We start from the raw sequence: 25,753 nt of genomic DNA, 5'->3' as shown, positions 1-25,753 counted from the left end.
GCTCACAGGCCCTCCGCCCGGTCCTCGCCCAACGCGGTCAACCGGTCCCGCAGCCGGGACGCCTCGGCCGGGCGCAGGCCGGGCACCCGGGCGTCGCTGGCCGCGGCGGCGGTGTGCAGCTGCACCGTGGCCAGGTCGAAGGCGCGCTCCAGCGGACCCGCGCTCACGTCGACGAACTGCATTCGGGAGTACGGCACGATGGAGAGCCGCCGGACCAGCAGCCCGTGCCGGACGAGCAGGTCGTCGTCGCGTTCGGCGTACCCCCAGGCGCGGACCGCGCGCACGATGGTGACCGCGCGCCACACGGACAGCAGCAGCGCCACGCCGATCGCGGCGCCGAGCAGCCAGTGCCCGGCGACGGCCCAGATCACGCCGAGCACCACCAGCGCCACGGCGAGCAGGATGCCGAGCCGGATCAGCTCCACCCAGATCAGGTCGCGGGAGATCGGCTGCCAGCGGACCGTCTCCGGCCAGGGCTCCAGCGGCCCGGGCGGAGTGGGCGGCGGGCCGGCGCGGTCGGCACCGCTCACCGGGCGGACCCGCCGTGGCGGCGGACGGCGCGTGGTCGGACGGTCTGCTCGTTCACGATTCGAGCGTAGGCGATTCCGGCAGCGGCACCACCTCGCGCAGGAAGCCGCGCGCGTCGAGGAAGTCACCGAGCGAGGCGCGGTGCGCCGGGCAGGCCAGCCAGGTCTTGCGGCGCTCGGGGGCGTGCAGCCGGGGATTGTGCCAGCGCAGCTGGAACACCGCGGGGGCGCGACATCCCCGCGCCGAGCAGATCAGCGCCGGGTCCGGGATGGGAGTCGTCACCGGGGCGAGTCTAGGGCCGCACGCCGGAAGTTTGAGCGCCGGGCGGCCACGGGGGGAGCCGCCCGGCGACGGGGTGAATCGTACACACGCCGGACCCCTTGTTGTCCACCCGTGTTCAGCGTTTTCCGCGCGGTGGGACGGCGTGGCGGAATCGTGCCTCTCCCGCCCTCGGCTCTCAGCAAGGCATGACAGTCTTAACGCGCACCACGCCACGACGACGACCCAGCTGTGGAGGACCGGTGGCCCAGCCGACCACGCCCGACGTGCCGAACCCGACCGAGGCGGCGCCGGACGCGCCGCCGCCGGTGACCACCACGCCGGCGCAGGACGCCACGCTGCTGGAGCGGGCGCTGTTCGAGATCAAACGGGTGATCGTCGGCCAGGACCGGATGGTCGAGCGGATGTTCGTCGCGCTGCTGGCCCGCGGGCACTGCCTGCTGGAGGGCGTGCCCGGGGTGGCCAAGACGCTCGCCGTGGAGACGCTCGCCCGGGTGGTCGGCGGTTCCTTCGCCCGCGTGCAGTTCACCCCGGACCTGGTGCCCGCCGACATCATGGGCACCCGGATCTACCGGCAGTCCAGCGAGAAGTTCGATGTCGAGCTGGGCCCGGTCTTCGTCAACTTCCTGCTCGCCGACGAGATCAACCGGGCGCCGGCCAAGGTCCAGTCGGCGCTGCTGGAGGTGATGAGCGAGCGGCAGGTCTCCATCGGCGGCGAGAGTCACCGGGTGCCCGACCCGTTCCTGGTGATGGCCACCCAGAACCCGATCGAGCAGGAGGGCGTCTACCCGCTGCCCGAGGCGCAGCGGGACCGCTTCCTCATGAAGATCGTGGTGGGTTACCCGACCGACGCCGAGGAGCGCGAGATCGTCTACCGGATGGGCGTGGCGCCGCCGGAGCCGACCCGGGTGTTCGACACCCCGGACCTGATCGCCCTGCAGCAGAAGGCCGACCAGGTCTTCGTGCACAACGCGCTGGTCGACTACGCGGTCCGGCTGGTGCTCGCCACCCGCGCCCCGGCCGAGCACGGCATGCCCGACGTGGCCCAGCTCATCCAGTACGGCGCCAGCCCGCGCGCCTCGCTCGGCCTGGTCCGGGCCACCCGCGCGCTGGCGCTGCTGCGCGGCCGGGACTACGCCCTGCCGCAGGACGTGCAGGACATCGCGCCGGACATCCTGCGGCACCGGTTGGTGCTCAGCTACGACGCGCTCGCCGACGACGTGCCGGCCGACCACATCGTGCACCGGGTGATGTCGACCATCCCGCTGCCCGCGGTCGCGCCCCGCCAGCAGGCCACGCCGCCACCGGTGACCGTGCCGCACAACGGTTGGCCCGGGCAGCGGCCGTGACCCCGCCCACCCGGCTGCCGGCCACCGGCGACCGCTCGGGCGCCGTGCTGGCCCGGCTGCAGCTCATGGTCACCCGCAAACTGGACGGGCTGCTCCAGGGCGACTACGCCGGCCTGCTGCCCGGCCCGGGCAGCGAGGCGGGGGAGTCCCGGGAATACCGCCCCGGCGACGACGTCCGCCGGATGGACTGGCCGGTCACCGCCCGCACCACCATGCCGCACGTGCGGCGTACGGTGGCCGACCGCGAACTGGAGACCTGGCTGGCGGTCGACCTGTCGGCCAGCCTCGACTTCGGCACCGGGCGGTGGCTCAAGCGGGACGTGGCGGTCGCCGCGGTGGCCGCGCTGGCCCACCTCACCGTGCGCGGCGGCAACCGGATCGGCGCGGTGGTCGGCACCGGGGCGCCGGCGACGCCCGGCCGGTGGCGGGGCGGCTCCCCACCCGCCGGGCCGGGCTCGCTGCACCGGCTGCCCGCCCGGGCCGGGCGGAAGGAGGCGCAGGGCCTGCTGCGGGCGGTCGCCGGCACCGAGATCCAGCCCGGCCGCAGCGACCTCGGCGCGCTGGTGGACATGCTCAACCGGCCGCCGCGCCGGCGGGGCGTCGCGGTGGTGATCTCCGACTTCCTGTCCCCGCCGCAGCAGTGGGGTCGCCCGCTGCGCAAGCTGCGGGTCCGGCACGACGTGCTGGCCGTCGAGATCGTCGACCCGCGTGAACTGGAACTGCCCGACGTGGGCGTGCTGCCGGTCGTCGACCCGGAGAGCGGGGAGCTGCACGAGGTGCAGACCGCCGACCCGGGGCTGCGCCGCCGCTACGCCGAGGCGGCGGCCGCCCAGCGCGGGGCGATCGCCGCCGAGCTGCGCGCCGCCGGCGCGGCCCACCTGCGCCTGCGTACCGACCGAGACTGGCTGCTGGACATGGTGCGTTTCGTCGCCGCGCAGCGGCACGCCCGTACCCGAGGGACGACCCGATGATCCGATTTCTGCAACCGTGGTGGCTGCTGGCCGTGCTGCCGGTGCTCGCCCTCGCCGCCGCGTACGTCTGGCGGCAGCTGCACCGCCGGCAGTACGCGCTGCGCTTCACCAACGTGGACCTGCTGCGCACGCTGGCGCCCAAGGGGCTCGGCTGGCGGCGGCACGCCGCGGCCACCGCGTTCCTGCTCTGCCTGCTGGTGCTGGCGACCGGGCTGGCCCGGCCGGCGATCGACACCCGGGAGCCGCTGGAACGGGCCACCGTGATGCTCGCCATCGACGTGTCGCTGTCCATGCAGGCCGACGACGTGGCGCCGAACCGGCTGGAGGCCGCGCAGGAGGCCGCGAAGCAGTTCGTCGGCGAGCTGCCGGAGAGCTACAACCTGGGGCTGGTGTCGTTCGCCAAGTCGGCGAACGTGCTGGTGCCGCCGACCAAGGACCGGGGCGCGGTGACCACCGCCATCGACGGGCTGGTGCTGGCCGAGGCCACCGCCACCGGTGAGGCGGTCTTCACCTGCCTGGAGGCGATCCGGTCGGTGCCGGCCGACGGCGCCGCCGGCATCCCGCCGGCCCGGATCGTGCTGCTCTCCGACGGCTACCGCACGTCGGGCCGGTCGGTGGAGGAGGCGGCCGCGGCGGCGCAGGCGGCCAACGTGCCGGTCTCCACCATCGCCTTCGGCACCGACTCGGGCCAGGTCGACATCGGTGGCCAGCTCCAGCGGGTGCCGGTGGACCGCAGCGCGCTCTCCCAGCTGGCGGAGACCACCCAGGGCTTCTTCTACGAGGCCGCGTCGGTGAGCGAGCTGAAGCAGGTCTACCAGGACATGGGCAGCTCGATCGGCTACCGCACGGAGCCCCGCGAGATCACCCAGTGGTACGCGGGGATCGCGTTGCTCCTGGCGCTGTGCGCCGGTGGGCTGAGCCTGCTCTGGACGTCCCGGCTGATCTGAGCCGGGCGCGGGTCGGCGGCGGTCAGTGACCGCCGCCGGCCAGCACGAACAGGACGGCCACCCAGACGGCGGCGAGGGTGAAGCCCAGCGGGGCGGCGTAACGGCTCATGGTTGTGCTCCGTGGCGACGGTCGGCCCGGTGACGCGGGCCGCAGGGTGGACCGGGAGGGACGCACACGAAGTCGTGACCGGGTGCTCCGCCGCGCGGCAGGGCCGACCCCGGCGCGGGCCGGGGAGCGGATGCGGTGCGGAGGGCGGGAAGCGGGTCAGCCGCGTCGACCGAGCCGTGGCTCAGCGGGGCTGACGGTGGGCCCGGCCACGACTGGGAGGATCGCTATCTCGCACAGCGATCACCTCCTGCGTTCGGCGGGGCCCGGAGCGCGGGCGCAGAACGGCCCGCAGACGCGATCATCGTACACCCGGGGCGGGCCGGGCGCGCGCTCGGCCGACCGGCCCCGGGTGGCCCCGGCCGAGCGGTGGATGCCCGCCGGCCGCGCGCGCCGCTGACCTGGTCGGGTTAGCGCTTACCTGTCGGTAACCCCTAGGCTCCGACCGACCGAGAGATCAGGAGCAGAGGGGGGACCCGTGGCCCGTACCGTGCTGGTGACCGGCGGAAACCGGGGGATCGGCCTGGCCATCGCGCAGGCCTTCGCCAAGCAGGGCGACCGGGTGGCGGTGACCTACCGCAGCGGCGAGGCTCCCGAGGGGTTCTTCGGGGTGCGCTGCGACGTGACCGAGGCCGACTCCGTCGACGCCGCGTTCGCCGCCGTCGAGGCCGAGCTGGGCCCGGTCGAGGTGCTGGTCGCCAACGCCGGCATCACCGACGACACGCTGATCATGCGGATGTCCGACGAGCAGTTCACCCGGGTCGTGGAGACCAACCTGACCGGCTCGTTCCGGGTCGCCAAGCGGGCCTCCACGAAGATGCTCCGGGCCAAGTGGGGCCGGATGATCTTCATCTCCTCGGTGGTCGGCCTCTACGGCGGCGCCGGTCAGGTCAACTACGCCGCGAGCAAGGCCGGCCTGGTGGGCGTGGCCCGCTCCATCACCCGCGAGCTGGGCAGCCGCAACATCACCGCGAACGTGGTGGCGCCCGGCTTCATCGACACCGACATGACCGCGGCGCTGCCCGAGGAGCGCCGCACCGAATACCGCAAGGCCATCCCGGCCGGCCGGTTCGCCGAGCCGGACGAGGTGGCCGCCGTGGTCACCTGGCTCGCCTCGGACGCGGCCGGCTACATCTCCGGCGCCGTCATCCCGGTCGACGGCGGCCTGGGCATGGGTCACTGAGAGAGAGCACGGAGGAACTGCGCAATGTCCGGACTCCTGGCCGGTAAGCGGCTGCTGGTCACCGGCGTCATCACCGACGCCTCGATCGCCTTCTCCGTGGCGAAGCTCGCCCAGGAGAACGGCGCCCAGGTCGTGCTCACCGGCTACGGCCGGCTCTCCCTGGTGGAGCGGATCGCCAAGCGCCTGCCCGAGCCGGCCCCGGTGATCGAGCTGGACGTCACGAACGACGAGCACCTCGCCGGCCTGACCGACCGGGTACGCGAGCACGTCGACGGCCTGGACGGGGTGGTGCACTCGATCGGGTTCGCCCCGCAGAGCTGCCTCGGCGGCGGCTTCCTCGACGCGCCGTGGGCGGACGTGGCGACCGCGCTCCAGGTCTCCACCTACTCCTACAAGTCCCTCGCCATGGCGGCGCTGCCGTTGATGTCCTCCGGCGGCGCGGTGGTGGGCCTCACGTTCGACGCGACCAAGGCGTGGCCGGTCTACGACTGGATGGGCGTGGCCAAGGCCGGCCTGGAGTCCGCCTCCCGCTACCTGGCGCTGCACCTGGGCAAGCAGGGCATCCGCAGCAACCTGGTGGCCGCCGGGCCGCTGCGCACCATCGCGGCCAAGTCGATCCCCGGGTTCGAGCAGTTCGAGGACGCCTGGTCCGAGCGGGCGCCGCTGGGTTGGGACCTCACGGACCAGGAGCCGGCCGCCCGGGCCTGCCTGGCGCTGCTCTCCGACTGGTTCCCGGCCACCACCGGCGAGATCGTCCACGTCGACGGCGGCTACCACGCCATCGGCGCCTGAGGTGTAAGGAGGGGCCCCTTGTTAACGCATTCTGCATAACAAGGGGCCCCTCCTAACATTGCCCGCTCCGGCGTTACCGCCATGAGCCGGGGGCGTCGCACGAGCGTCACCGCGGGCGGGGAAGAATAGAGGCCATGGCGTACGACGCGTTGGTGCTGGTCTCCTTCGGTGGTCCCGAGCGGCCCGAGGACGTGCTCCCCTTCCTGCAGAACGTCACCCGGGGCCGGGGCGTGCCGCCGGAGCGGCTGGCCGAGGTGGCCGAGCACTACCTGCACTTCGGTGGGGTGTCCCCGATCAACCAGCAGTGCCGCGACCTGCTCGCGGCGATCCGGGAGGACTTCGCCGCCAACGGCGTCGACCTGCCGGTCTACTGGGGCAACCGCAACTGGGACCCGATGCTCGCCGACACGGTGGCGCGGATGCGCGACGACGGGGTCACCCGGGCGCTGGCGTTCGTCACCAGCGCCTACGGCGGCTACTCCTCCTGCCGGCAATACCAGGAGGACATCGCGTCGGCGCGGGCCGCGGTCGGCCCGGACGCCCCGCTGATCGAGAAGCTACGCCAGTTCTGGGACCACCCCGGCTTCGTCGAGCCGCACGCCGACGCGGTCCGCGCCGCGCTCGCCCAGCTCGACCCCGCGAAGCGGGACAGCACCCGGCTGGTCTTCACCGCGCACTCGATCCCGGCCTCGGCGGCCGCCACCGCCGGCCCGCACGGCGGCCGCTACACCGCCCAGTTGGAGGAGACGGCCCGGCTGGTGCACGCCGCCGCGGCCCCGGACCTGCCCTACGACCTGGTCTGGCAGAGCCGGTCCGGCCCGCCGCAGGTGCCGTGGCTGGAGCCGGACATCAACGACCACCTGACCAGCCTGGCCGAGCAGGGCGTGACCGGCGTGGTGGTGAGCCCGATCGGCTTCGTCTCCGACCACCTGGAGGTGGTCTGGGACCTGGACACCGAGGCGCTGGAGACGGCCAAGCAGCTCGGCCTGGACTTCGTCCGCGCCGGCACACCGGGCACCGACCCGCGCTTCGTGGCGATGGTCCGCGAGCTGGTCGCGGAGCGCACCGCCCCCGACGGGGAGCGGCTGCGCCGCCGCCTCGGCGAGCTGCCGGCCTGGGACACCTGCCCGGCGCTGTGCTGCGTGCCCGCGGCCCGCCGGCCCTGAGCCCGACCGACCACCGACACCCCTGGGGACGACACGATGCATGACCGCAAGCCGGTGCAGAGCTGGCTCACCGACATGGACGGCGTGCTGGTGCACGAGGGGCAGCCGGTGCCCGGCGCCCCGGAGTTCGTCCAGAAGCTGCGCGCCTCCGGCAAGCCGTTCCTGGTGCTGACGAACAACTCCATCTACACCCCGCGCGACCTCCAGGCCCGGCTGGCCCGGATGGGGCTGGACGTGCCGGAGGAGGCGATCTGGTCGTCCGCGCTGGCCACCGCGCAGTTCCTGGCCGACCAACGGCCGGGCGGCACCGCGTACGTGATCGGTGAGGCCGGCCTGACCACGGCGCTGCACGCCGTGGGCTACGTGCTCAGCGACTTCGCCCCGGACTACGTGGTGCTGGGGGAGACCCGCACCTACAGCTTCGAGGCGATCACGAAGGCGATTCGGCTGATCAACGACGGCGCCCGGTTCATCTGCACCAACCCGGACGCCACCGGCCCGTCGGTCGAGGGCGCGCTGCCGGCGGCCGGCTCGGTGGCCGCGATGATCTCCAAGGCGACCGGGGTGGACCCCTACTTCGTCGGCAAGCCGAACCCGATGATGATGCGCTCGGCGCTGAACACGATCGACGCGCACTCGGAGTCCACCGCGATGATCGGCGACCGGATGGACACCGACATCCTCTGCGGCCTGGAGGCCGGGCTGGAGACGATCCTGGTGCTCACCGGCATCAGCAGCCGGGTCGAGGCGGAGCGCTACCCCTACCGGCCGTCCCGGATCGTCGACTCGGTGGCCGACCTGATCGACGAGCTCTGAGCCGGGACGTCACAGCCGCAGCGGGGCGTTGCAGGCGGCCACCAGTGCCTGCCGGCAGGCGGTGGTCAGCGGCCGCAGCGCCGCGTCCCGCTGCTGGGCCTCGAACGTGTTCACCGCGCCGCCGGGCGCGCTCTCCCCGGCCAGGGCGAGCACCCGGTCCAACACGGCCGCGCGGGCGAACAGGCGGCGCGCCCGCGGGTCGAAACCCGGGGGAAGGTCGGTGGTGCCGTCGGGGCGGCGCAGGGCGGCGAGCGCGCCGGCCAGCTCCGGGCGCCACTGGGCGACGTCCAGCCGGGTCAGCGCCGCTGTCGTCTCGGCCAGCGCGGCGGCCAGCTCCGCCTCCGCCTCCGCCGCGCCGGGCGAGGTGAGCGACGCCTTCGGCGCGTCGGCGGGCAGCGGGTGCACCCGCCAGAGCACCGTCTCCCAGGTCATGCCCGAGCCGGAGGTGTGGGTGCGGACCTCCGGCACCAGCCCGAGCCCGCTGGCCACCACGGCCTCGCCGGCGAGCAGGGCCGCGCCGGTGAAGTCACCGGGGCCGGGCAGGCCGCGCGGGTCGCCGGGCGCGGGCAGCACCAGGCGGATCTCGTCCGGGGAGTGCCGGGCCAGGCTGGGCAGCGCCTCCCGCAGGGACACGTCGGTCCAGGTGCCGGGCGCGTCCGCGACCAGATGCTCCTCGTCGCCGGCGATGGCGTCGGCGACCTCGTCGAAGGGCACCAGGCCGGCGCGCCAGGCACGTACCCAGGCGACGAACCGGCTCGACCGGCGCGGAGCCAGCGTGGCCGCGCCCGTTGCGGGGGAGGACATGCGGAAAGGGTACGTGCTCCCCGCCGCTGCTGTCTCGGCTGCCGCTCCGGCGGCGTGACCTGCCCCCAAGTACCCCCTTCGCACCGTTTCGTGTCGCCCGATGGCGTCGCGGTCGGCGCGTCGGCGAGCGACACGCCGGGCCGGTGGTTAGCGTGATCGTCATGGCGGGGCGATACGACGGGGACGTGCTGGCGGGCGACTGGCGGCGGCGGAAGACGATCCCGGAGGTCGACGCCGAACCCGACCTGGTGGTCGAGGACGCCGACTCCGGTTTCTGCGGCGCGGTGGTCGGCTTCGAGTCCGGCGCCGTGGTGCTGGAGGACCGGCACGGGCGGCGGCGCAACTTCCCGCTGCTGCCCGCCGCGTTCCTGCTCGACGGCCGCCCGGTCACCCTGCGCCGGCCGACGCGTGCCCCGGTGCCGGCGGCCCGGCGGCGCACCGCGTCCGGCTCGATCGCGCTGGACGGCGTGCGGGCGCAGGTCGCCAAGGCCAGCCGGATCTGGGTGGAGGGCGTGCACGACGCCGCGCTGGTGGAGCGGATCTGGGGCGACGACCTGCGGATCGAGGGCGTGGTGGTGGAGCCGCTCGACGGCATCGACGACCTGCCCGCGGAGGTGCGCGCGTTCGCGCCCGGCCCGGATCGGCGGCTCGGCGTGCTGGTCGACCACCTGGTGGCCGGCTCCAAGGAGAGTCGGATCGTGGCGCGGGTCGACTCGCCGTACGTGCTGGTGACCGGGCACCCCTACGTCGACGTGTGGCAGGCGGTTCGGCCGGCGGCGCTGGGCATCGCGGCGTGGCCGGTGGTGCCGCCCGGTCGGCCCTGGAAGGAGGGCGTCTGCGCCGCGCTCGGGGTGGCCGAGCCGGCGGACATGTGGCGGCACATCCTGTCCCGGGTGGACAGCTTCGCCGACGTGGAGACGCCGCTGATCAACGCCATGGAGCGGTTGATCGACTTCGTGACCTCGCCGTAGTGGCCGCGCTAGGCGGCCGGGGTCGACCACGCCCGGCTCCGGGTGGTCCGGCCTGATCCCGGTGCCGGTCACGGCCTCCGCCGGGTCGGTCGTGGGCCGCTCGGTGTCCCGGCTCCTCAGTGGACCGGTAGGGCGTCTCCGGGCCGCTCGGACGTTGATGACGTCGACGGACCGGGAGCGAGTCGGTGGCGTCATCACGTTCCTGGCCTGCGGCAGTGTGCCGTGTGCCGGGCGTGGCCCAGCTCGGTGGGGCTGGAGCCGCACCGCGAGAAGGCCAGTGGTGGCCGACGATCACGAGATCGTGGCTTAGTCGGCACGGTCGCCACCTCACCCACCCCGCCCGCTGTCCGTCCATCCCGAGGCCCGCTCGCCCCGACTGTGGTGATCGAAGGGTTCGCGCGGCCCTCTCGACACCTACCCGACGCAAACCCCTAGATCACCGCCCTTCGGAGGGGGATGTTCGCCGATCTTGGAGTTGTGGTCGTTTGACAGATCGGCTGTATCCGGACGAAATGGGCGCCACAACTCCAAGATCGACGATGAGGGCGCGAACACGCGCCACCTCGACGCAGGCGCAGGTCCGGCTCGGCGCAGTCCGCGGCGTCGCGGCGGATGGCGCGGGGACGGTCGGTGGGTCAGGGGGTGCGGGTGAGGACGAAGGTGGCGATGTCGAGGGCGACAGGGGTCCCGGCCTCGTCGCGGACGACGGTGAGGAGCTCGCCGTGCTGGGAGCCGGCGTGGCCGCGCCAGCGGTCCGGCCCCTCCGGGGTGAAACGCAGCGGCGCCCGCCCCGCCGGACCGCCCACCAGGTCGCCGGCGGCGTCGACGTGGAACTCGTGCGACAGGCCCATCCACCACCAGTGACCGGCCAGCTCGGCCGCCTCGGCGCCGGGCGGCGTGGCCGGGCGCCACGGGGCGGGCAGCGGCGGCTCGGCGTCGAGCACGTGGGTGAGCACGTCGCGGCCGAGCCCGGAGACGTGGTGCCCGCCGCGCAGGCCGTACGAGTTGGCGAAGTCGACCACGGCGGTCCCGGTGGGCCGGTGCACGGTCAGGCCGGCGACGTAGCCGGGCATGGAGCCGCCGTGGCCCACGTACACCCGGTCGCCGACCCGGTAGAGCTCCACGCCGAGGCCGTGCCCGCCGGTCCAGGAGTCCAGGTCACTGATCGCCACCGGCGCGCACATCTCGGTCAGGGTGGCCGGGTCGAGCAGCGCCGGGTCCGGTTCGGCCAGGAACGTCGCCCAGCGGGCCAGGTCCGCGACGGTGGACCAGAGCTGCCCGGCCGGCGCCATCGCCCCGGTGTCGGTGCGCGGCTCCTCCCGCAGCGTGTCGTGCCAGGGGTGCACGACGTAGCCCGGGGCGTACGGCTCGGTCGGGTGGTAGGTGGTGCGGCGCATGCCGAGCGGCTCCAGCAGGCGCTCCCGCACCAGGTCGGCCCAGGGCGTGCCGGTGATCCGCTCCAGCGCGCCGCCGAGCAGCCCGTACGCCAGGTTCGAGTAGTGGTAGACGCGGTGCGGCGGGTGGGCGATCTTCGCCGGCGTCAGTCCGGCGAGCAGCGTGTCCAGGTCGGCGCCCTCGGCGCGTTCCCACCAGTGGCCGTCCGGCTCGCGTTGCAGGCCGCTGGCGTGCCCGAGCAGTTGGCGCACGGTGAGCGCGCCGACCGGGGTGCCGGGCAGGTGGGTGTCGAGTGGGTCGTCCAGCGCCAGCCGCCCGGCGTCGCGTTGCTGCATCACCAGCACGGCGGTCATGGTCTTGGTGATCGAGCCGATCCGGTACTGCAGGTCGCCGTCCGGGCGAGGCTGCTGACCGGCGACCGCCAGGTGCGCCAGCCCGCCGTCGCGGACCACGCCGAGGGCGAGCGACGGGGCGTGCCCCTCGGCCTGGGCCCGGGCGACCAGCAGGTCCACCCGGCGCGCGGTCTCGGGCAGCAGAGTCATCTCGTCCTCCTCGTCGGCGGGCACCGCACCGAGCCTAGCGATCATGACAGTTCGATGACACGAGCGTTGACGTGTCACGATTGGTCTCGTGGACGCCGTGTTCTGGATCGTGCTGGGTGTGGTGCTGGCGGTCGCCGAGATCTTCACGACGACGCTCTTCCTGATCATGTTCGGCGTCGGCGCGTTCGCCGCCGCCGGCGCTGCGGCGCTGGGCGCGCCGGTGGCGCTCCAGGCGGTGATCTTCGCCGTGGTCTCGGCGCTGTCGGTGGCGGTGGCGCGGCCGGTGATCCGCCGTAACGCCCGCTCGGCGCTGGAGACCGGCGAGCAGCCGTTCGGCGTCGAGGCGATCGAGGGATCGAGCGCTGTGGTCCTGGAGCCGGTGGACGCCGACCACGGGATGGTCAAGATCGACGGTGAGCTGTGGACGGCCCGGTCGTACGACGCGACGCGACGCTACGCGCCGGGTGAGCGGGTGCAGGTGATAAAGGTCCGGGGCGCGACCGCCCTGGTCTGGCAGGACGACATTTCCGCCCCGGGCGAGCTGCCCGAAGCGAGAGGGTGAACCATATGGAGTTTGCAGCGATCCTGTTGATCGCCGTGGCGGTCATCGTGGTGGTGACGCTGGCCAAGGCGGTGCGGATCGTGCCGCAGCAGCGCCAGGACGTGGTGGAGCGGCTCGGCAAGTACAAGCGCACGCTGAACCCGGGCCTCAACCTGCTGGTGCCGTTCGTGGACGCGGTGCGTACCAAGGTCGACATGCGCGAGCAGGTGGTCAGCTTCCCGCCCCAGCCGGTGATCACCTCGGACAACCTGGTCGTCTCGATCGACACGGTCCTCTACTTCAAGGTGGTCGACTCGGTCCGGGCCACCTACGAGATCTCCAACTTCCTCCAGGCCATCGAGCAGCTCACCGTCACCACGCTGCGTAACGTGATCGGCTCGCTCGACCTGGAGCGCGCGCTGACCAGCCGCGAGGAGATCAACCGGCACCTGTCCGGCGTCCTGGACGAGACCACCGGCCGCTGGGGCATCAAGGTCACCCGGGTCGAGATCAAGGCGATCGAGCCGCCGCCGAGCATCCGCGACTCGATGGAGAAGCAGATGCGCGCCGAGCGGGACCGCCGTGCCGCGATCCTCAACGCCGAGGGGCACAAGCAGTCGCAGATCCTCACCGCCGAGGGTGAGAAGCAGGCCGCGGTGCTGCGCGCCGACGGTGACCGGCAGGCCCGGATCCTCCAGGCGGAGGGCCAGGCCAAGGCGATCCGTACCGTCTTCGACGCGATCCACACCGCCAACCCGAGCCAGAAGGTGCTCGCCTACCAGTACCTGCAGGCGCTGCCGCAGATCGCCAACGGCACCGCCAACAAGGTCTGGATCGTCCCGACCGAGCTAACCAGGGCCCTGGAGGGCATGGGCGGCGCGCTGGGCGGGCTGGCCAACATGGTCGGCGACCAGCCGTCGCCGGAGGCTGCCAAGAGCGCCGGCGAGGTCGAGCGGGAGGCCGCCGAGGCCGCCCAGGCCGCGGCCATCGCGGCCCAGGAGATCCACGACGAGGTACGCGTCGCGGAGGCGCAGGCCACCGGCGGCAAAGCTCCGCAGGGCCTGCCGGCCCCGGAGCCGGTGTCTCCGGCGAGCCTGCTCAACGACCCGTCGGACCAGCGCGAGCGGGGCTGACCGGCAAATCCGAGAATCGCTCATACGGCGCTCCGGCGCCTGCCACCATCGGTGCAGAGGACGGATGGTGACCAGGCCCGGAGCGCCGTTTGCGTGTCCCGGGCGGCCCGTGGCGCGAGCGAGGTGACGCATGAAGGAACCGGCGAACCGGCTCTTCTCCCGGACCCCGGTCCCCGGCGCGCACGATCCCGGTGGACCGCTCGGCTCCCGGCGGACCGGGGGTGGGTTCGGGGTCCTGCCGTTCGTCTCCGAGCCGGGGCGGGGCGCGCCGGCCACGGACGCGAGTTGGGCCTGGTCGGTACGCCGGTTCGCCCGCGCGGCGGTCTGGCTGCTGCCCGCGTACGCGGTCCTCTACGGCGTGGTGGCGATGGCCAGCGACGGCGGGGTGGGCAACGACCCCTACCCGGCCGACGGGCAGCCGCTCTACCTGGTCGGCTGGGTGGCGTCGGTCTGGCTCGGGCTGCTCGCCCTGCTCGCGCTCACCGGCCTGCTCGCCGCCACCCGCTGCCGCCGGATCGCCCTGGCCGGGCTGCTGGCCAGCATCGGCGGGATGGTGCTGATGCTGCCGTTCGCCGGGCTGGCCGAGCAGACGCCGGTGTTCGGGCTGACCGCGCGCGGCATCGTGCTGTTCGGGGCGACCTGCTACAGCGTGGGGTGGTTCCTCACCGGTTGGTCGGTGGCCCGCTCCGGGATGTTCTCCTACGGCGACGGCACCATGCTGATGATCGCCGCACCGTTGCTCGGCCTGGGCGGCGCGCTGATCGGCTCGCTCCAGACGTTCGGGGCGATCTTCGTGCTGGTCGCCGGCATCGGCATCGGCTACCGCTCGGGCCGGCTCGTCCCGGAGACGATCGCCCGGGACGCGGCCACCGCCAGCGTCGCCGCCGCCCCGGCCGCGCCCTCGTCACCGGACGGCCCGCTTGCCGCAGGATGACCGGACTCCCCGGCCCGGCGGAAGCTGAGCGGTTGCCGTGAGGTAACTGACAGTTGCCTGGCGAAGTGGCCGGTAGGCGGCTTTCGCGGCAATCCTGGAGCCCATGCCGTCTCCCCGGTCGCCGCTGTCGCGGCTCCTCACCGTGCTGCTCGCCGGCGTGCTCGCCGGGCTCGTCCTCGCGCTGGCCGCGCTCCCCACCGGCCTGCTCGGCGGGCTCGTCGCCAAGGCGAGCCTCGGGGCGTACGAGGAGCTGCCCGACGCGCTGCGCACCCCCGTGCAGCCGCAGCGCTCCTACCTCTACGCGAATGACGGCAAGACCCTGATCACCACGTTCTACGACGTGAACCGCACCGACGTGCCGCTGGCCGAGATCGCCCCGGTGATGCGGCAGGCGATCGTCGCGGCCGAGGACCGGCGGTTCTACTCGCACGGCGGCGCCGACCTGCGGGGCATCGCCCGCGCGCTGGTCGCCAACGTCAAGGGCGGCGGCACCGAGCAGGGCGGCTCCACGCTGACCATGCAGTACGTCCGCAACGTGCTCAAGACCGACCCGACCCGCACCGCCGAGGAACGCCAGGCCGCCACCGAGCAGACCGTCGGGCGCAAGCTCCAGGAGATCCGGTACGCGAACGCGCTGGAGCAGTCGCTGAGCAAGGACGAGATCCTCAACCGCTACCTCAACATCGCGTACTTCGGCTCCGGCGCGTACGGGGTGGCCGCCGCCGCCCAGCGCTACTTCGGCAAGGCCCCGGCCGACCTGACGCTCGGCGAGGCGGCGCTGCTCGCCGGCCTGGTCCAGTCGCCGGACGCGTACAGCCCGATCGACGGCGACAAGGACCAGGCGACGGCCCGCCGGGCGTACGTGCTGGACTCGATGGCCGAGACCGGCGCGATCACCGCGCAGCAGGCGGCGGCGGCCAAGGCCGAGCCGCTCACGCTGCGCCCGACCCCCCAGCCCAACGGGTGCACCGCGACCGCGCAGGGCCGCGACGACTACGGCTTCTTCTGTGACTACCTGCGCCAGTGGTGGCTCACCCAGCCGGCGTTCGGCAACACCCCGGAGGAGCGGGAGCAGGCGCTGCGCCGCGGCGGCTACCGGGTGACCACCACGCTGGACCCGAAGGTCCAGCAGACCGCGCAGCAGCAGGCCACCAAGGTCTACGGGTACGACGACAAGCGCGCGCTGCCGATCGCGGCGGTCGAGCCGGGCACCGGCCGGGTGCTCGCCATGGCGGTCAACCGGCACTACAGCCTGGCCGACAACCCGGACGGGCAGGCCAACCACCCGAACACGGTCAACCCGCTGATCTCCGGTGGCGCCAGCGTCGACGGCTACCAGGCCGGCTCGACGTTCAAGCTGTTCACCATGCTGGCGGCGTTGGAGGCCGGCAAGCCGCTGGCCACCGGCTTCGACGCCCCGAGCAAGCTGCCCACCCGCTACGCCTCCGGCGACGAGGGCAACTGCGACGGTAAATGGTGCCCGGCCAACGCCAACCCGGAGTGGATGGACGGCTACCGGATGATGTGGGACGGCTTCGGCCGCTCCGTCAACACGTACTTCGTCTGGCTGGCCGAGCAGGTCGGCGAGGACAAGGTGGTGGAGATGGCGCAGCGTCTCGGCATCACCTTCCGGGCCGACTCGGACGCCGCGTTCGCCCGCGACGACGCCGAGAACTGGGGCGCGTTCACGCTCGGCGTGGCCGCCACCACCCCGCTGGACCTGGCCAACGCGTACGCGACGGTGGCCGCCGAGGGCACGTACTGCTCCCCGCTGCCGGTGGTCTCGGTGACCGCGCCGGACGGCGGGAAGGTCGACGTCGGGCAGCCGAACTGCAAGAAGGTGCTGGAGCCGGACGTGGCCCGGGCGGCCACCGACGCGGCCCGCTGCCCGGTGGGCCAGCAGTCGGCGTACGGGCAGTGCAACGGCGGCACCGCGACCGGCGTCGACCGGATCGTGGACCGTCCGGTGGCCGGCAAGACCGGCAGCTCGGAGCGGAACGCCACCGAGACGTTCGTCGGGTTCACCCCGCAGGTCGCCGTCGCAGGCATCGCCGCCAACCCGGACGACTCCACCGACCTGGTCGGCTCCGCCGTGCAGGCGAAGGTGATCGACGCGGTGGCCCGGACCATCAAGGCGGCCGTCGCCGGGAAGCCGGTGCGCGACTTCACCGCGCCCAGCCGGGAGCTGGCCGGCGACCCGCGGCGTCCGCAGCCGCGCGAGGAACCCCAGCGGCCCACCCCGCGCGACGAGAACCGCGACAACCTCCCGTCGGACCTGCTCCGCTGGCTCCAGGGCCGCGGCTAGTAGGTGTAAGGCGGGGCCCCCTGGCGGCCGAGTGCCCGTGCCAGCCGGTTCCACAGGGGCCGACCGCCGGCGTTCTCGAAGTAGCGCGCCGGGACGCCCCGCCCGCGCAGCCGCGCGACGAGCGCCTTCGCCTGGGTCGTCTTGCCGGAGCCGTCGACACCGATCAGCGCGATCATCACGGGGCGGGTCACGCACCCGGAGGCTAGTGGTCCCGGACAAGAATCTTCGCGGGGGTGTCGGATCCGTCGCGGCGGCTCCGACCCACCGATGAGCGCGCCCGTCGGGGCGCACCGGTACGCGGAGGAACACACCATGGGCAAGGTCATCTACTGGGTGCACCAGTCGGTCGACGGTTTCATCGAGGGGCCGAACGGCGAGTTCGACTGGCCGGATATGGGGGAGGAGCTGTCCGCGTACTCCCAGGAGCTGTCCGAGCGGGCCGGCGCGTTCGCCTACGGGCGGCGGGTGTGGGAGATGATGTCCTCCTACTGGCCGCGGGTCGAGTCGATCTCCGACCACCCGCACGACCTGGCGTTCGCGCCGATCTGGCGGCGTACCCCGAAGGTGGTCGTCTCCCGCACGCTCACCGAGGCCGACCACGGCGCCCGGGTGGTCGGCGGCGGCGACCTGGCCGCGGAGGTGGCCGAGGTGCGCGACCAGCTCGACGGGGATCTGCTGCTCACCGGCGGCACCGGCGCGGCGACCGCGCTGGCCGCGCGCGGGCTGGTCGACGAGTTCCAGGTGGTGGTGCACCCGGTGCTGCTCGGCGGCGGCCGGCAGGTGCTGCCCGACCTGGCCCGGCAGGACCTGCGGCTGGTCGACACGCGCGGTTTCGACGGCCGCTCGGTGCTGCTGCGCTACACCCGCGCCTGACCGCCGTCCGGGCCGGGGCAGAATCGTCGGGTGCCCGTCCACGAGATCACCGACCCCGACGACGACCGGATCGCCGACTACCGCGCCCTGACCGACGTGGAGCTGCGGACCCGCTGGGAGCCCCCGCACGGGTTGTTCATCGCCGAGGGCGAGCTGGTGCTGCGGCGGGCGTTGCGCGCCGGCTACCCGGCCCGGTCGTACCTGGTCGACGCGAAGCGGGTGGACCAGCTCGCCGACCTGGACACCGGGGACGCGCCGGTGTACGCCGCGACGCCGGACGTCCTCCAGCGGGCGACCGGCTTCCACGTGCACCGGGGCGTGCTGGCCTCGTTCCACCGCCGGCCGCTGCCGTCGGCCGACGAGGTGCTGGCCGCCGCCGGGCGGGTGGTGGTCCTGGAGGACGTCAACAACCACACCAACCTCGGCGCGATCTTCCGGGGGGCGGCGGCGCTCGGCGTCGACGCGGTGCTGCTGTCGCCGACCTGCGCCGACCCGCTCTACCGGCGCAGCGTACGGGTGAGCATGGGCGAGGTGTTCGCGGTGCCGTACGCGAAGCTGGAGCGGTGGCCGGCGGGCCTGGACCAGGTGCGGAAGGCGGGTTTCACCGTGCTCGCGATGACGCCGGCGCCGGACGCGGTGCCGATCCAGCGGCTGACCCCGGCGCAGCGGGAGCGGGCCGCGTTGCTGCTGGGGGCCGAGGGGCCGGGCCTGACCGAGGCGGCCCAGTCGGCCAGCGACGTGCGGGTGGTGCTGCCGATGCGGCGCGGGGTGGACTCATTGAACGTGGCCGCCGCGGCGGCGGTGGCGTTCTGGGAGTTGGGTCGCGACGACCCGCTCTGACGTTCGGCTTGCATGACCATGCGCCTTGACGCATAATCTTTCCTGTGTCCAAGGTTCTCACCTCCCTGCCCATCGGTGAACGCGTCGGCATCGCCTTCTCCGGCGGCCTCGACACCTCCGTCGCGGTCGCGTGGATGCGCGACAAGGGCGCCGTGCCCTGCGCCTACACCGCCGACATCGGCCAGTACGACGAGCCCGACATCGCCTCGGTGCCCGGCCGCGCGCTCAGCTACGGCGCCGAGGTCGCCCGGCTGGTCGACTGCCGCGCCGCCCTGGTCGAGGAGGGCCTCGCGGCGCTGACCTGCGGCGCCTTCCACATCCGCTCGGGCGGACGGGCCTACTTCAACACCACGCCGCTCGGCCGCGCCGTGACCGGCACCCTGCTGGTGCGGGCGATGATCTCCGACGACGTGCAGATCTGGGGCGACGGCTCCACCTTCAAGGGCAACGACATCGAGCGGTTCTACCGCTACGGCCTGCTGGCCAACCCGCAGCTGCGCATCTACAAGCCGTGGCTCGACACCGACTTCGTCACCGAGCTGGGCGGGCGCACGGAGATGTCCGAGTGGCTGCTCGCCCACGACCTGCCCTACCGGGACAGCACCGAGAAGGCCTACTCGACCGACGCCAACATCTGGGGCGCCACCCACGAGGCGAAGACGCTCGAACACCTGGACACCGGCATCGAGACGGTCAGCCCGATCATGGGGGTCCGGTTCTGGGACCCCGCCGTGGAGATCCCCACCGAGGACGTCACGATCGGCTTCGACCAGGGCCGCCCGGTGACCATCAACGGCAAGGAGTTCGGCAGCGCGGTCGACCTGGTGCTGGAGGCCAACGCCATCGGCGGCCGGCACGGTCTCGGCATGTCCGACCAGATCGAGAACCGGATCATCGAGGCCAAGAGCCGGGGCATCTACGAGGCGCCCGGCATGGCGCTGCTGCACGCCGCGTACGAGCGGCTGGTCAACGCCATCCACAACGAGGACACGCTCGCCAACTACCACACCGAGGGCCGCCGCCTCGGCCGGCTGATGTACGAGGGCCGCTGGTTGGACCCGCAGGCGCTGATGCTGCGCGAGTCGTTGCAGCGCTGGGTCGGCACCGCCGTCACCGGCGAGGTGACGCTGCGGCTGCGCCGCGGCGAGGACTACTCGATCCTGGACACGAGCGGTCCCGCGTTCAGCTACCACCCGGACAAGCTGTCCATGGAACGCACCGAGGACTCGGCGTTCGGCCCGGCGGACCGGATCGGCCAGCTCACCATGCGCAACCTGGACATCGCCGACTCGCGCGCCAAGCTGGAGCAGTACGCCTCCCTCGGCATGGTCGGCGGCGCGGCCCCGCAGCGGATGGTCGGCGCCGCCCAGGCGGCCTCGACCGGGCTGATCGGCGCGATGCCCGAGGGCGGGGCGGAGGCCATCGCCTCCCGGGGCGTCCCCTCCGCCGAGGACGCGGCGCTCGACCGCGCCGCGATGGAGTTCGGCGTCGACTGAGCGAGGCGCGGTGCGTCGAGGGGCGGGCGGTTCCGCGGGGCGGGCCTTCGGCAGCGGCGGTGACGCAGGGTAGCGTGTCGCCCGTGTTCCCTACCGTGCGTGAGGTGCTCGCCCTGGTGCCGGTGCGCCACGGCGCGCCCCGCCTGGTCGCCGGGGACGCCGGACTGGACCGCCCGGTGCGGTGGGTGCACGTGGCCGAGGTGCCGGACATCGCCACCCTGCTCGGCGGCGGGGAACTGGTGCTCACCACCGGCATCGGGCTGCCCGCCGACGACGCGGGGCTGCGCGCGTTCATCGGCGACCTGGCCGACGTTGGGGTCTCCGGGCTGGTCGTCGAGTTGGGCCGCCGCTACGTCAGCGGGGTGCCCCGGGTGATGGCCGCCGCCGCCGAACGGCGCGGACTACCCCTGGTCGAGCTGCGCCGGGCCACCCCGTTCGTGCGGATCACCGAGGCGGTGCACGCGCTGATCGTGGACGCCCAGCTCACCGAGCTGCGCGCCACCGAGGAGATCCACCAGCGGTTCACCGAGCTGTCCGTGGAGGGCGCCGAACCGACCGAGGTGCTCCGCCAGGCCGCCGAGCTGGCCGGCTGCCCGGTCGTGCTGGAGAACCTGTCCCGCCAGGTGCTCGCGTACGACCCGGCGGGGGAGAGCGCGGAACTGCTGCTGGACGGCTGGGAGCAGCACTCCCGGCAGATCCGCCCGGCCGGCCGGACCGCGTACGACCCGGACAGCGGCTGGCTGGTGACCACCGTCGGCGCCCGCGGTCAGGACTGGGGACGGCTGCTGCTGCGCTGGCCGGCGGCCGAGGCGACCCCACCCACCCGGCTCACCATCCTGATCGAACGGGCCGCCTCCACGCTGGCGCTGGGCCGGCTGATCCGGCGCGACGCCGAGGGCCTGGAACGGCAGATCCACCGCACCCTGCTGACCGCGCTCATCGACCACTCCCGCCCGGTGGACGAGGTCGCCCTGCGCGCCAAGGCGCTCGGCGTCACCCTGGACCGCCGGCACCTGGTCGGCGTTGTGGTCCGGCACCGCGCCGACGACGCGGCCGGCGACGCCGCCGACCTGCCCGAGGACTCCGGCCCGGCCCGGTTGCGCGACCTGGCCGAGGCGGTCGGCGCGGCCCTGCGGGAGGCCAAGCTCACGGCACTGACCAGCGCCGTCGACGACCAGGCGGTGGGCGCGCTGCTGGCGCTGGCCGACCCGGCCGACGAGGAGAAGGCACTCGCCGCGTTCGCCGCGGCGTTGCGCCGGGTACGCCTCGACGCCGCCCCGCTCCGCCCGCCCGCGGTCCGCCCGACCCGCCAGGGCGACCCCGGTGCCCGGGGCGGTTCGTCCGGGGCGGCGCGGCCCGTCGACGCGGTGACCCGCCCGGCGGTGGTCGTCGCGGCCGGGTCCGGCGTGGGCAGCCTGCGCGAGGCGCGCCGGTCACTGGTCGAGGCGCGGCAGATCGCCGAGGCGGCCCGGCGCGACCCCCGCGACCTGCCCTGCTTCCGGCTGCCGCACGTCGGGCTGGCCGGTCTGCTGCACCTGCTGCGCGACGAGCCCCGGTTGCAGACGTTCGTCGAGCGCGAACTCGGCCCGCTGCTGGCGTACGACGGCCAGCACCCTCGGGAGCAGTTGCTCGGCACGCTGCGGGCGTACCTGGAACAGGGGCGGAACAAGTCGGCGGCGGCGTCGGCGGCGCACCTGTCCCGGCCGGCGTTCTACGAGCGGCTGGCGCGCATCGGCCGCATCCTCGACGCCGATCTCGACTCCGTCGAGCAGTGCCTCTCCCTGCACGTGGCCCTGCTCGCCCTCGACGCCGTCCGCACCCCCTGACACCCCCCGCCCTCCCGCCCCCGCCGTCGCGCGGACCGGCGGTCGATCATGAAGTTGGCCGGGACGAACCGGGCGGAACGCCGGCTCAACTTCATGATCGACGGCGGAGGTCGGGGTGGGGCGGGTCAGGCGAGCGCGGTGAGGGCCTTGGCGTAGGGGGCGGGGACGAAGTTCGGGCCGCCGGGGGTGAAGACGTCGGAGGTGGACGCCGCCTGCCAGGCGGTGTCCGGCAGCGCCGTCATCAGGGCCCGGACCACCGGGGCGCCGCGCCACTGGTCCTGCTGGGCGAGCAGGCTCAGCGCGACCACCGACTCCTCCACCTCACCGACGCACTCGAACGGCTTGTGGCCGTCGACGCCGAGCAACTCCCGGTAGCCGGGGATCTGGGACTCGTCGGCCAGCAGGTCGCCGCCGAAGATGCCGGTGAGCCGCTCGCGCGGCATGAACGGGGCCATGGCCAGGAACACGAACCGGCACTTCGGGCAGTGGCGGCACCAGCGCTCGCTCGCGTCGCGCAGCTTGAACGCGGCGTTGCAGCTGGTCACCACCGCGTCGTAGCGGTCGATCTCGGCGAAGAGCCGGGCGATGTGCAGCTCGGACAGGGAGCGCAGGAGCGAGAAGTACGGCTCAGTGAGCCCGGCGTGCTCGGCCAGCGCCGCCCGCAGCAGCCCCTCCGCCTCGACGCCCTTGGACCACTGGTGGTTGATCTCGTGGCCCTGCCAGACCAGGTTCGGGTCGGACGCGGACCGCTCGTTCGACATCACCACCGGGCCGAGCCCGTGCAGCACGGCGGTGGCGACCGCGATCAGCGAGTTGATCGCGGTGACCGGGATGTGCCCGTTGCGCGCGCCAGCGGCGTTCAACTCGAACAGCACCGGGTCGAGCCGACGCCGGGCGGCCAGCGGCACCAGGTCGGACGCCTCGTTGACCGAGACGATCACGTGGTTCGGGTTGACCGAGAACGGCACCGGGTCGAGACCGGCCCGGCGCAGCGCCTCCAGCGTGACGATGGAGTCCTTGCCGCCGCCGACGGCGGACAGCGGGCGGCGGTCGGAGTTGTCCAGCGGCGTCGCCGGGTCCACGGTGCCGGGCGGCACCTCGGGACGCAGCTCCAGCACGTGCGGCAGCTGGTTGCGGTACGCGTACTCGGCGAGGCCCTTGCGGTAGACGGCGGTGACCAGCTCGACGGCGGCGGCGCCCAGCGGCGCCGGCAGCACCAGCCGGGGCGGCGCGGCGGCCTTGTAGTAGCTGACGCCGGCGACCACGTGCAGCAGCTCCAGGACCCGGGCGAGCGTGGCCGCGGTGGCGTCGGGCACCGGCTCGGCCGGCAGCGGCAGGGTGATCACCTCGGTGAACCGCTGCTCGCCGTCGGGACCCGTCAGGGCGTAGTCGAACAGGACCTCGCCGGTGGCGAAGTCGATCGAGTAGGACGGGAAGGTGAAGGCGTCCATCCGCCGCAGTTGCTCGTTGGGCACACGCAATACTAGGCCCTGGTTCGTCCGCCCGCGTCCGGCTGGGCCGGACCCCGCCCGCCGAGCACCGACCGAGTCCGAGGAGAGCCTGTGCGCCTGTCTGATCTGCGCGGACGTCATGTCGCCGTCTGGGGCGCCGGCCGCGAGGGCCGGGCGGCGGTGACCGCGATCGCCGCGCACGGCCCGGCCGGCCTGGTCGCCGTGGACGACAGCGCGAACTTCCTCAGCCTGCCCTGGGAGGGGCCGCTCGCCGCGGCGGCACCGCTGGTCGCCGGCGAGGAGGGCTTCGCGCGGCTGGCCGCCGCCGACGTGGTGGTCCGGTCGCCGGGGGTGCCGAACACCCATCCGTGGATGGTGGAGTTGCGCCGCCGGTCCGTCCCGGTGACCCAGGGCAGCGCGCTCTGGATGGCCGACCACGCGGACCGCACCGTCGGGGTCACCGGCAGCAAGGGCAAGAGCACCACCTCCAGCCTGATCAGTCACCTGCTCACCGCGATGGACCGGCCGAACGTCTTCGGCGGCAACATCGGCGTGCCCCTGCTCGACCTGCCCGAGGCGGAGCTGTACGTGCTGGAGCTGTCCAGCTACCAGTGCGCCGACCTGACCGACTCGCCCCGGGTGGCGGTGGTGACCGCGCTGTTCCCCGAGCACCTGGACGCGCACGGCGGTGAGCGCGAGTACTACCGGGACAAGCTCAACCTGGTCGCGCACGGCCCGCACACGGTCGTGGTCAACGGCGCCGACCCGCGGCTGGCCGTGGAACTGGGCGACCGGGCGGCGGTGCGGGCCGGGTCGCCGGACACCACCCACGTGGCGACCGGGCCGGACGGCACGCCGTGGTTCCACCTGCGGGACACGCCGTTGTTCCCGCGCGCGGTGCTGCCGCTGGTCGGGCGGCACAACGAGGGCAACCTCTGCGTCGCGCTCGCCGTGCTCGACGCGCTCGGCGTCGACGTGGTGGATCGCCGGGACAGCCTGGCGGTGGCGGTCGCCGGGTTCCAGGGGCTGGCGCACCGGCTCACCGAGATCGCCGACCCGTCCGGCCTGACCTTCGTCGACGACACCCTCGCCACCAGCCCGTACGCGGCCATGCACGCGATCGACGCGTACGAGGGCCGGCCGCTGACCGTGATCGTCGGCGGCACCGACCGGGGGCTCGACTACAGCCCGCTGCGGGAGCACCTCGCCGAGCGGGAGATCACCGTGATCGGCATCCCGGACAGCGGTCCCCGCATCGTCGATGCGCTGGCCGGGCTGCCGGCGGTCCGCACCGAGCTGGCCGAGGACCTGGTGGCCGCCGTCGGCCTGTCCCGCAAGCTCACCCCGGCGGGCGGGGTGGTACTGCTGTCCCCGGCGGCGCCCAGTTACGGGCGGTTCCGCAACTTTGAGCACCGCTCGGAGGTGTTCGCCCAGGCGGTCGCCGACACGGCCCGCTGAGTGGGCGGCGTCGGCTCCTCGGCGGCGGTCCGCCGGGCGCCGGTCGGCGGTCCGTGCCGTCAGCCGGTGGTCAGCGCGGCGTGCAACGCGCGCATCGACCGCAGCGCGGAGCGGATCTCCTGGAGGTAGCGCCCCGGGGTCAGGGTCGGCTCCGGCACCGGAACCGGCGCGCTCGCCGCCGGGTCCACCCCGACCGTCTCGATGCCGCACCCGTACGGCACGGCCAGCGTCCGCAGCGCGTCGCAGTGCTGGAACGGCACGTAGATCGGTGCGGTCACCATCAGCACCGGGTCACCGGCGCGCAGCCGGACGTGCTCGGCCCAGAACCGCTGCGTGTCGGCGGTGTGCGCGCGACGGCGCTCCGGCTCGCTCGACGGCGCGGCGAGCACCCGGACCGGGGGCAGCCCGGCCGGCCGGTAGGTGCGCGACGACCAGGCGCGGTGCGGGTGGTCGGCCGGCCCGCCGCTCTCCCACGCCGGCTCGTCCACCCCGAACGCCAGCCGTACGCCGGCGTCCAGGACATCCACCTCGGTGGCGCATCCGGGCACCCCGGCCGCGGCCAGCATCGCCGACTCGGCCGGGGAGAGCGGCCGGAAGCTGCCCAGCACCGCCACTTCGCCGGCCACCCGGGCCGAGCGGGCCAGCAGCGCCGCGTACGCGGTGCGCCGCAGGCAGGCGTGCGCCAGCCCGCCGAGCACCAGCAGGTGCGTGTACCCGGAGCGGGCCGGCGGGATGGCCCGGACCAGGCCCAGCGCCGTGGCGGCGGCCAGCACCAGTCCGGCGGTCTCCGGGTCGAACGCCGGTTCCCGGGCGTCCGGGCGTTCCCGCCCCTGGCGGAAGTCCCAGCGCCGGGCGGAGAACACGTCCAGCCCGGCCAGCACCGCCGCCAGGTCGCCGGCCGGCCAGTCGCCGCCGAAGTGGGCCACCAGGCCGCGCAGTGGCGGGGACTCCACCCAGGACCGCACCCCGGACAGCAGCTCCGCCTGGCTCGTCCCCGCCGTGCCGGCCGGCAGCTCCACCTGAGTCGTCCGCACCCGGCGGATGCTA

The 25,753-nt window shown here is 73.9% G+C and carries 23 protein-coding genes and 1 pseudogene; 17 read left to right on the top strand and 7 right to left on the bottom strand.

Annotated elements, in window-relative coordinates; genetic code table 11:
- Nucleotides 1–2 precede the first annotated feature (2 nt).
- Complete coding sequence (locus tag O7600_RS08465) at nt 3–530, bottom strand: PH domain-containing protein (protein ID WP_281593118.1); 528 nt, start codon at nt 528–530, stop codon at nt 3–5.
- 52 nt (nt 531–582) lie between these two features.
- Nucleotides 583–810 carry a hypothetical protein gene (locus tag O7600_RS08460; protein WP_281593117.1) on the bottom strand — a complete coding sequence of 76 codons (228 nt, stop codon included), beginning with the start codon at nt 808–810 and terminating at the stop codon, nt 583–585.
- 239 nt (nt 811–1,049) lie between these two features.
- Here O7600_RS08460 and O7600_RS08455 point away from each other — a divergent pair, with 239 nt between their 5' ends.
- From O7600_RS08455 to O7600_RS08425, 7 genes are all read left to right on the top strand, one after another.
- Nucleotides 1,050–2,156: a MoxR family ATPase gene (locus tag O7600_RS08455; protein ID WP_281593116.1), complete on the top strand. Its 1,107-nt coding sequence runs from the start codon at nt 1,050–1,052 to the stop codon at nt 2,154–2,156.
- Nucleotides 2,135–3,127: a DUF58 domain-containing protein gene (locus O7600_RS08450; RefSeq protein ID WP_176559001.1), complete on the top strand. Its 993-nt coding sequence runs from the start codon at nt 2,135–2,137 to the stop codon at nt 3,125–3,127. Before O7600_RS08455 ends, O7600_RS08450 begins: the two co-directional genes overlap by 22 nt.
- The gene (locus tag O7600_RS08445) at nt 3,124–4,074 is read left to right on the top strand and encodes a VWA domain-containing protein (RefSeq protein ID WP_091573473.1); all 951 of its coding nucleotides are present in this window, start codon (nt 3,124–3,126) and stop codon (nt 4,072–4,074) included. The genes O7600_RS08450 and O7600_RS08445 overlap by 4 nt, the downstream gene beginning before the upstream one ends.
- Before the next feature lie 584 nt (nt 4,075–4,658).
- Nucleotides 4,659–5,363, top strand: coding sequence for a beta-ketoacyl-ACP reductase (locus O7600_RS08440; RefSeq protein WP_281593115.1), 705 nt, complete (start codon nt 4,659–4,661; stop codon nt 5,361–5,363).
- 24 nt (nt 5,364–5,387) lie between these two features.
- Nucleotides 5,388–6,155, top strand: coding sequence for an enoyl-ACP reductase FabI (gene fabI, locus O7600_RS08435; protein ID WP_281593114.1), 768 nt, complete (start codon nt 5,388–5,390; stop codon nt 6,153–6,155).
- Nucleotides 6,156–6,289: 134 nt separating this feature from the next.
- Complete coding sequence (locus tag O7600_RS08430; RefSeq protein WP_091573476.1) at nt 6,290–7,321, top strand: ferrochelatase; 1,032 nt, start codon at nt 6,290–6,292, stop codon at nt 7,319–7,321.
- A 36-nt stretch (nt 7,322–7,357) separates the two neighbouring features.
- Nucleotides 7,358–8,137, top strand: a complete 780-nt coding sequence (locus O7600_RS08425; protein ID WP_281593113.1) for an HAD-IIA family hydrolase — start codon at nt 7,358–7,360, stop codon at nt 8,135–8,137.
- Nucleotides 8,138–8,146: 9 nt separating this feature from the next.
- Here O7600_RS08425 and O7600_RS08420 read toward each other — a convergent pair whose 3' ends face one another.
- Nucleotides 8,147–8,941 carry a hypothetical protein gene (locus tag O7600_RS08420; protein WP_091573478.1) on the bottom strand — a complete coding sequence of 265 codons (795 nt, stop codon included), beginning with the start codon at nt 8,939–8,941 and terminating at the stop codon, nt 8,147–8,149.
- 161 nt (nt 8,942–9,102) lie between these two features.
- Between O7600_RS08420 and O7600_RS08415 the strand changes: the two genes are divergently transcribed.
- Nucleotides 9,103–9,912: a DUF3097 domain-containing protein gene (locus tag O7600_RS08415; protein ID WP_281593112.1), complete on the top strand. Its 810-nt coding sequence runs from the start codon at nt 9,103–9,105 to the stop codon at nt 9,910–9,912.
- A 635-nt stretch (nt 9,913–10,547) separates the two neighbouring features.
- Here O7600_RS08415 and O7600_RS08410 read toward each other — a convergent pair.
- Nucleotides 10,548–11,849 carry a serine hydrolase domain-containing protein gene (locus tag O7600_RS08410; protein ID WP_281594097.1) on the bottom strand — a complete coding sequence of 434 codons (1,302 nt, stop codon included), beginning with the start codon at nt 11,847–11,849 and terminating at the stop codon, nt 10,548–10,550.
- 88 nt (nt 11,850–11,937) lie between these two features.
- Between O7600_RS08410 and O7600_RS08405 the strand changes: the two genes are divergently transcribed.
- From O7600_RS08405 to O7600_RS08390, 4 genes are all read left to right on the top strand, one after another.
- A complete protein-coding gene (locus O7600_RS08405; RefSeq protein WP_281593111.1) occupies nt 11,938–12,411 on the top strand; it encodes an NfeD family protein in 474 nt (157 codons plus the stop codon).
- Nucleotides 12,412–12,416: 5 nt separating this feature from the next.
- Nucleotides 12,417–13,523 (top strand): SPFH domain-containing protein, encoded by a 1,107-nt coding sequence (locus tag O7600_RS08400; protein WP_281593110.1) that lies wholly within the window; start codon nt 12,417–12,419, stop codon nt 13,521–13,523.
- A gap of 130 nt (nt 13,524–13,653) precedes the next feature.
- Nucleotides 13,654–14,457 carry a hypothetical protein gene (locus O7600_RS08395; protein ID WP_091573481.1) on the top strand — a complete coding sequence of 268 codons (804 nt, stop codon included), beginning with the start codon at nt 13,654–13,656 and terminating at the stop codon, nt 14,455–14,457.
- Between the two features lie 103 nt (nt 14,458–14,560).
- Nucleotides 14,561–16,762, top strand: coding sequence for a transglycosylase domain-containing protein (locus O7600_RS08390; RefSeq protein WP_281593109.1), 2,202 nt, complete (start codon nt 14,561–14,563; stop codon nt 16,760–16,762).
- A 23-nt stretch (nt 16,763–16,785) separates the two neighbouring features.
- On the opposite strand, the pseudogene O7600_RS08385 reads toward O7600_RS08390, so the two are convergent.
- A pseudogene (locus O7600_RS08385) lies at nt 16,786–16,938 on the bottom strand (thymidylate kinase); the annotation flags it as partial.
- A gap of 136 nt (nt 16,939–17,074) precedes the next feature.
- On the opposite strand from O7600_RS08385, the gene O7600_RS08380 reads away from it, so the two are divergent.
- From O7600_RS08380 to O7600_RS08365, 4 genes are all read left to right on the top strand, one after another.
- Entirely contained in the window at nt 17,075–17,635 is a 561-nt protein-coding gene (locus O7600_RS08380; RefSeq protein ID WP_348651380.1) for a dihydrofolate reductase family protein, read from the top strand.
- Between the two features lie 30 nt (nt 17,636–17,665).
- Nucleotides 17,666–18,475: an RNA methyltransferase gene (locus O7600_RS08375; RefSeq protein ID WP_281593107.1), complete on the top strand. Its 810-nt coding sequence runs from the start codon at nt 17,666–17,668 to the stop codon at nt 18,473–18,475.
- A gap of 44 nt (nt 18,476–18,519) precedes the next feature.
- Nucleotides 18,520–19,971, top strand: a complete 1,452-nt coding sequence (argG, locus tag O7600_RS08370) for an argininosuccinate synthase (protein WP_281593106.1) — start codon at nt 18,520–18,522, stop codon at nt 19,969–19,971.
- Between the two features lie 74 nt (nt 19,972–20,045).
- Entirely contained in the window at nt 20,046–21,797 is a 1,752-nt protein-coding gene (locus O7600_RS08365; RefSeq protein ID WP_281593104.1) for a PucR family transcriptional regulator, read from the top strand.
- A 125-nt stretch (nt 21,798–21,922) separates the two neighbouring features.
- Here the strand turns inward: O7600_RS08365 and O7600_RS08360 are convergent, their stop codons facing one another.
- Nucleotides 21,923–23,272, bottom strand: coding sequence for a hypothetical protein (locus O7600_RS08360; RefSeq protein WP_281593103.1), 1,350 nt, complete (start codon nt 23,270–23,272; stop codon nt 21,923–21,925).
- 87 nt (nt 23,273–23,359) lie between these two features.
- Here O7600_RS08360 and murD point away from each other — a divergent pair, with 87 nt between their 5' ends.
- Nucleotides 23,360–24,706, top strand: coding sequence for a UDP-N-acetylmuramoyl-L-alanine--D-glutamate ligase (murD, locus tag O7600_RS08355; protein WP_281593102.1), 1,347 nt, complete (start codon nt 23,360–23,362; stop codon nt 24,704–24,706).
- A gap of 59 nt (nt 24,707–24,765) precedes the next feature.
- On the opposite strand, the gene O7600_RS08350 is transcribed toward murD, so the two are convergent.
- Nucleotides 24,766–25,725, bottom strand: coding sequence for a hypothetical protein (locus tag O7600_RS08350; protein WP_348651378.1), 960 nt, complete (start codon nt 25,723–25,725; stop codon nt 24,766–24,768).
- Nucleotides 25,726–25,753 lie beyond the last annotated feature (28 nt).

The organism is Micromonospora sp. WMMA1998, from assembly GCF_027497375.1.
Classification (GTDB): Bacteria; Actinomycetota; Actinomycetes; order Mycobacteriales; family Micromonosporaceae; genus Micromonospora; species Micromonospora sediminicola.
The sequence above is the reverse complement of the archived record's forward strand: the minus strand, read 5'-3'. Positions and strand labels throughout refer to the sequence as shown.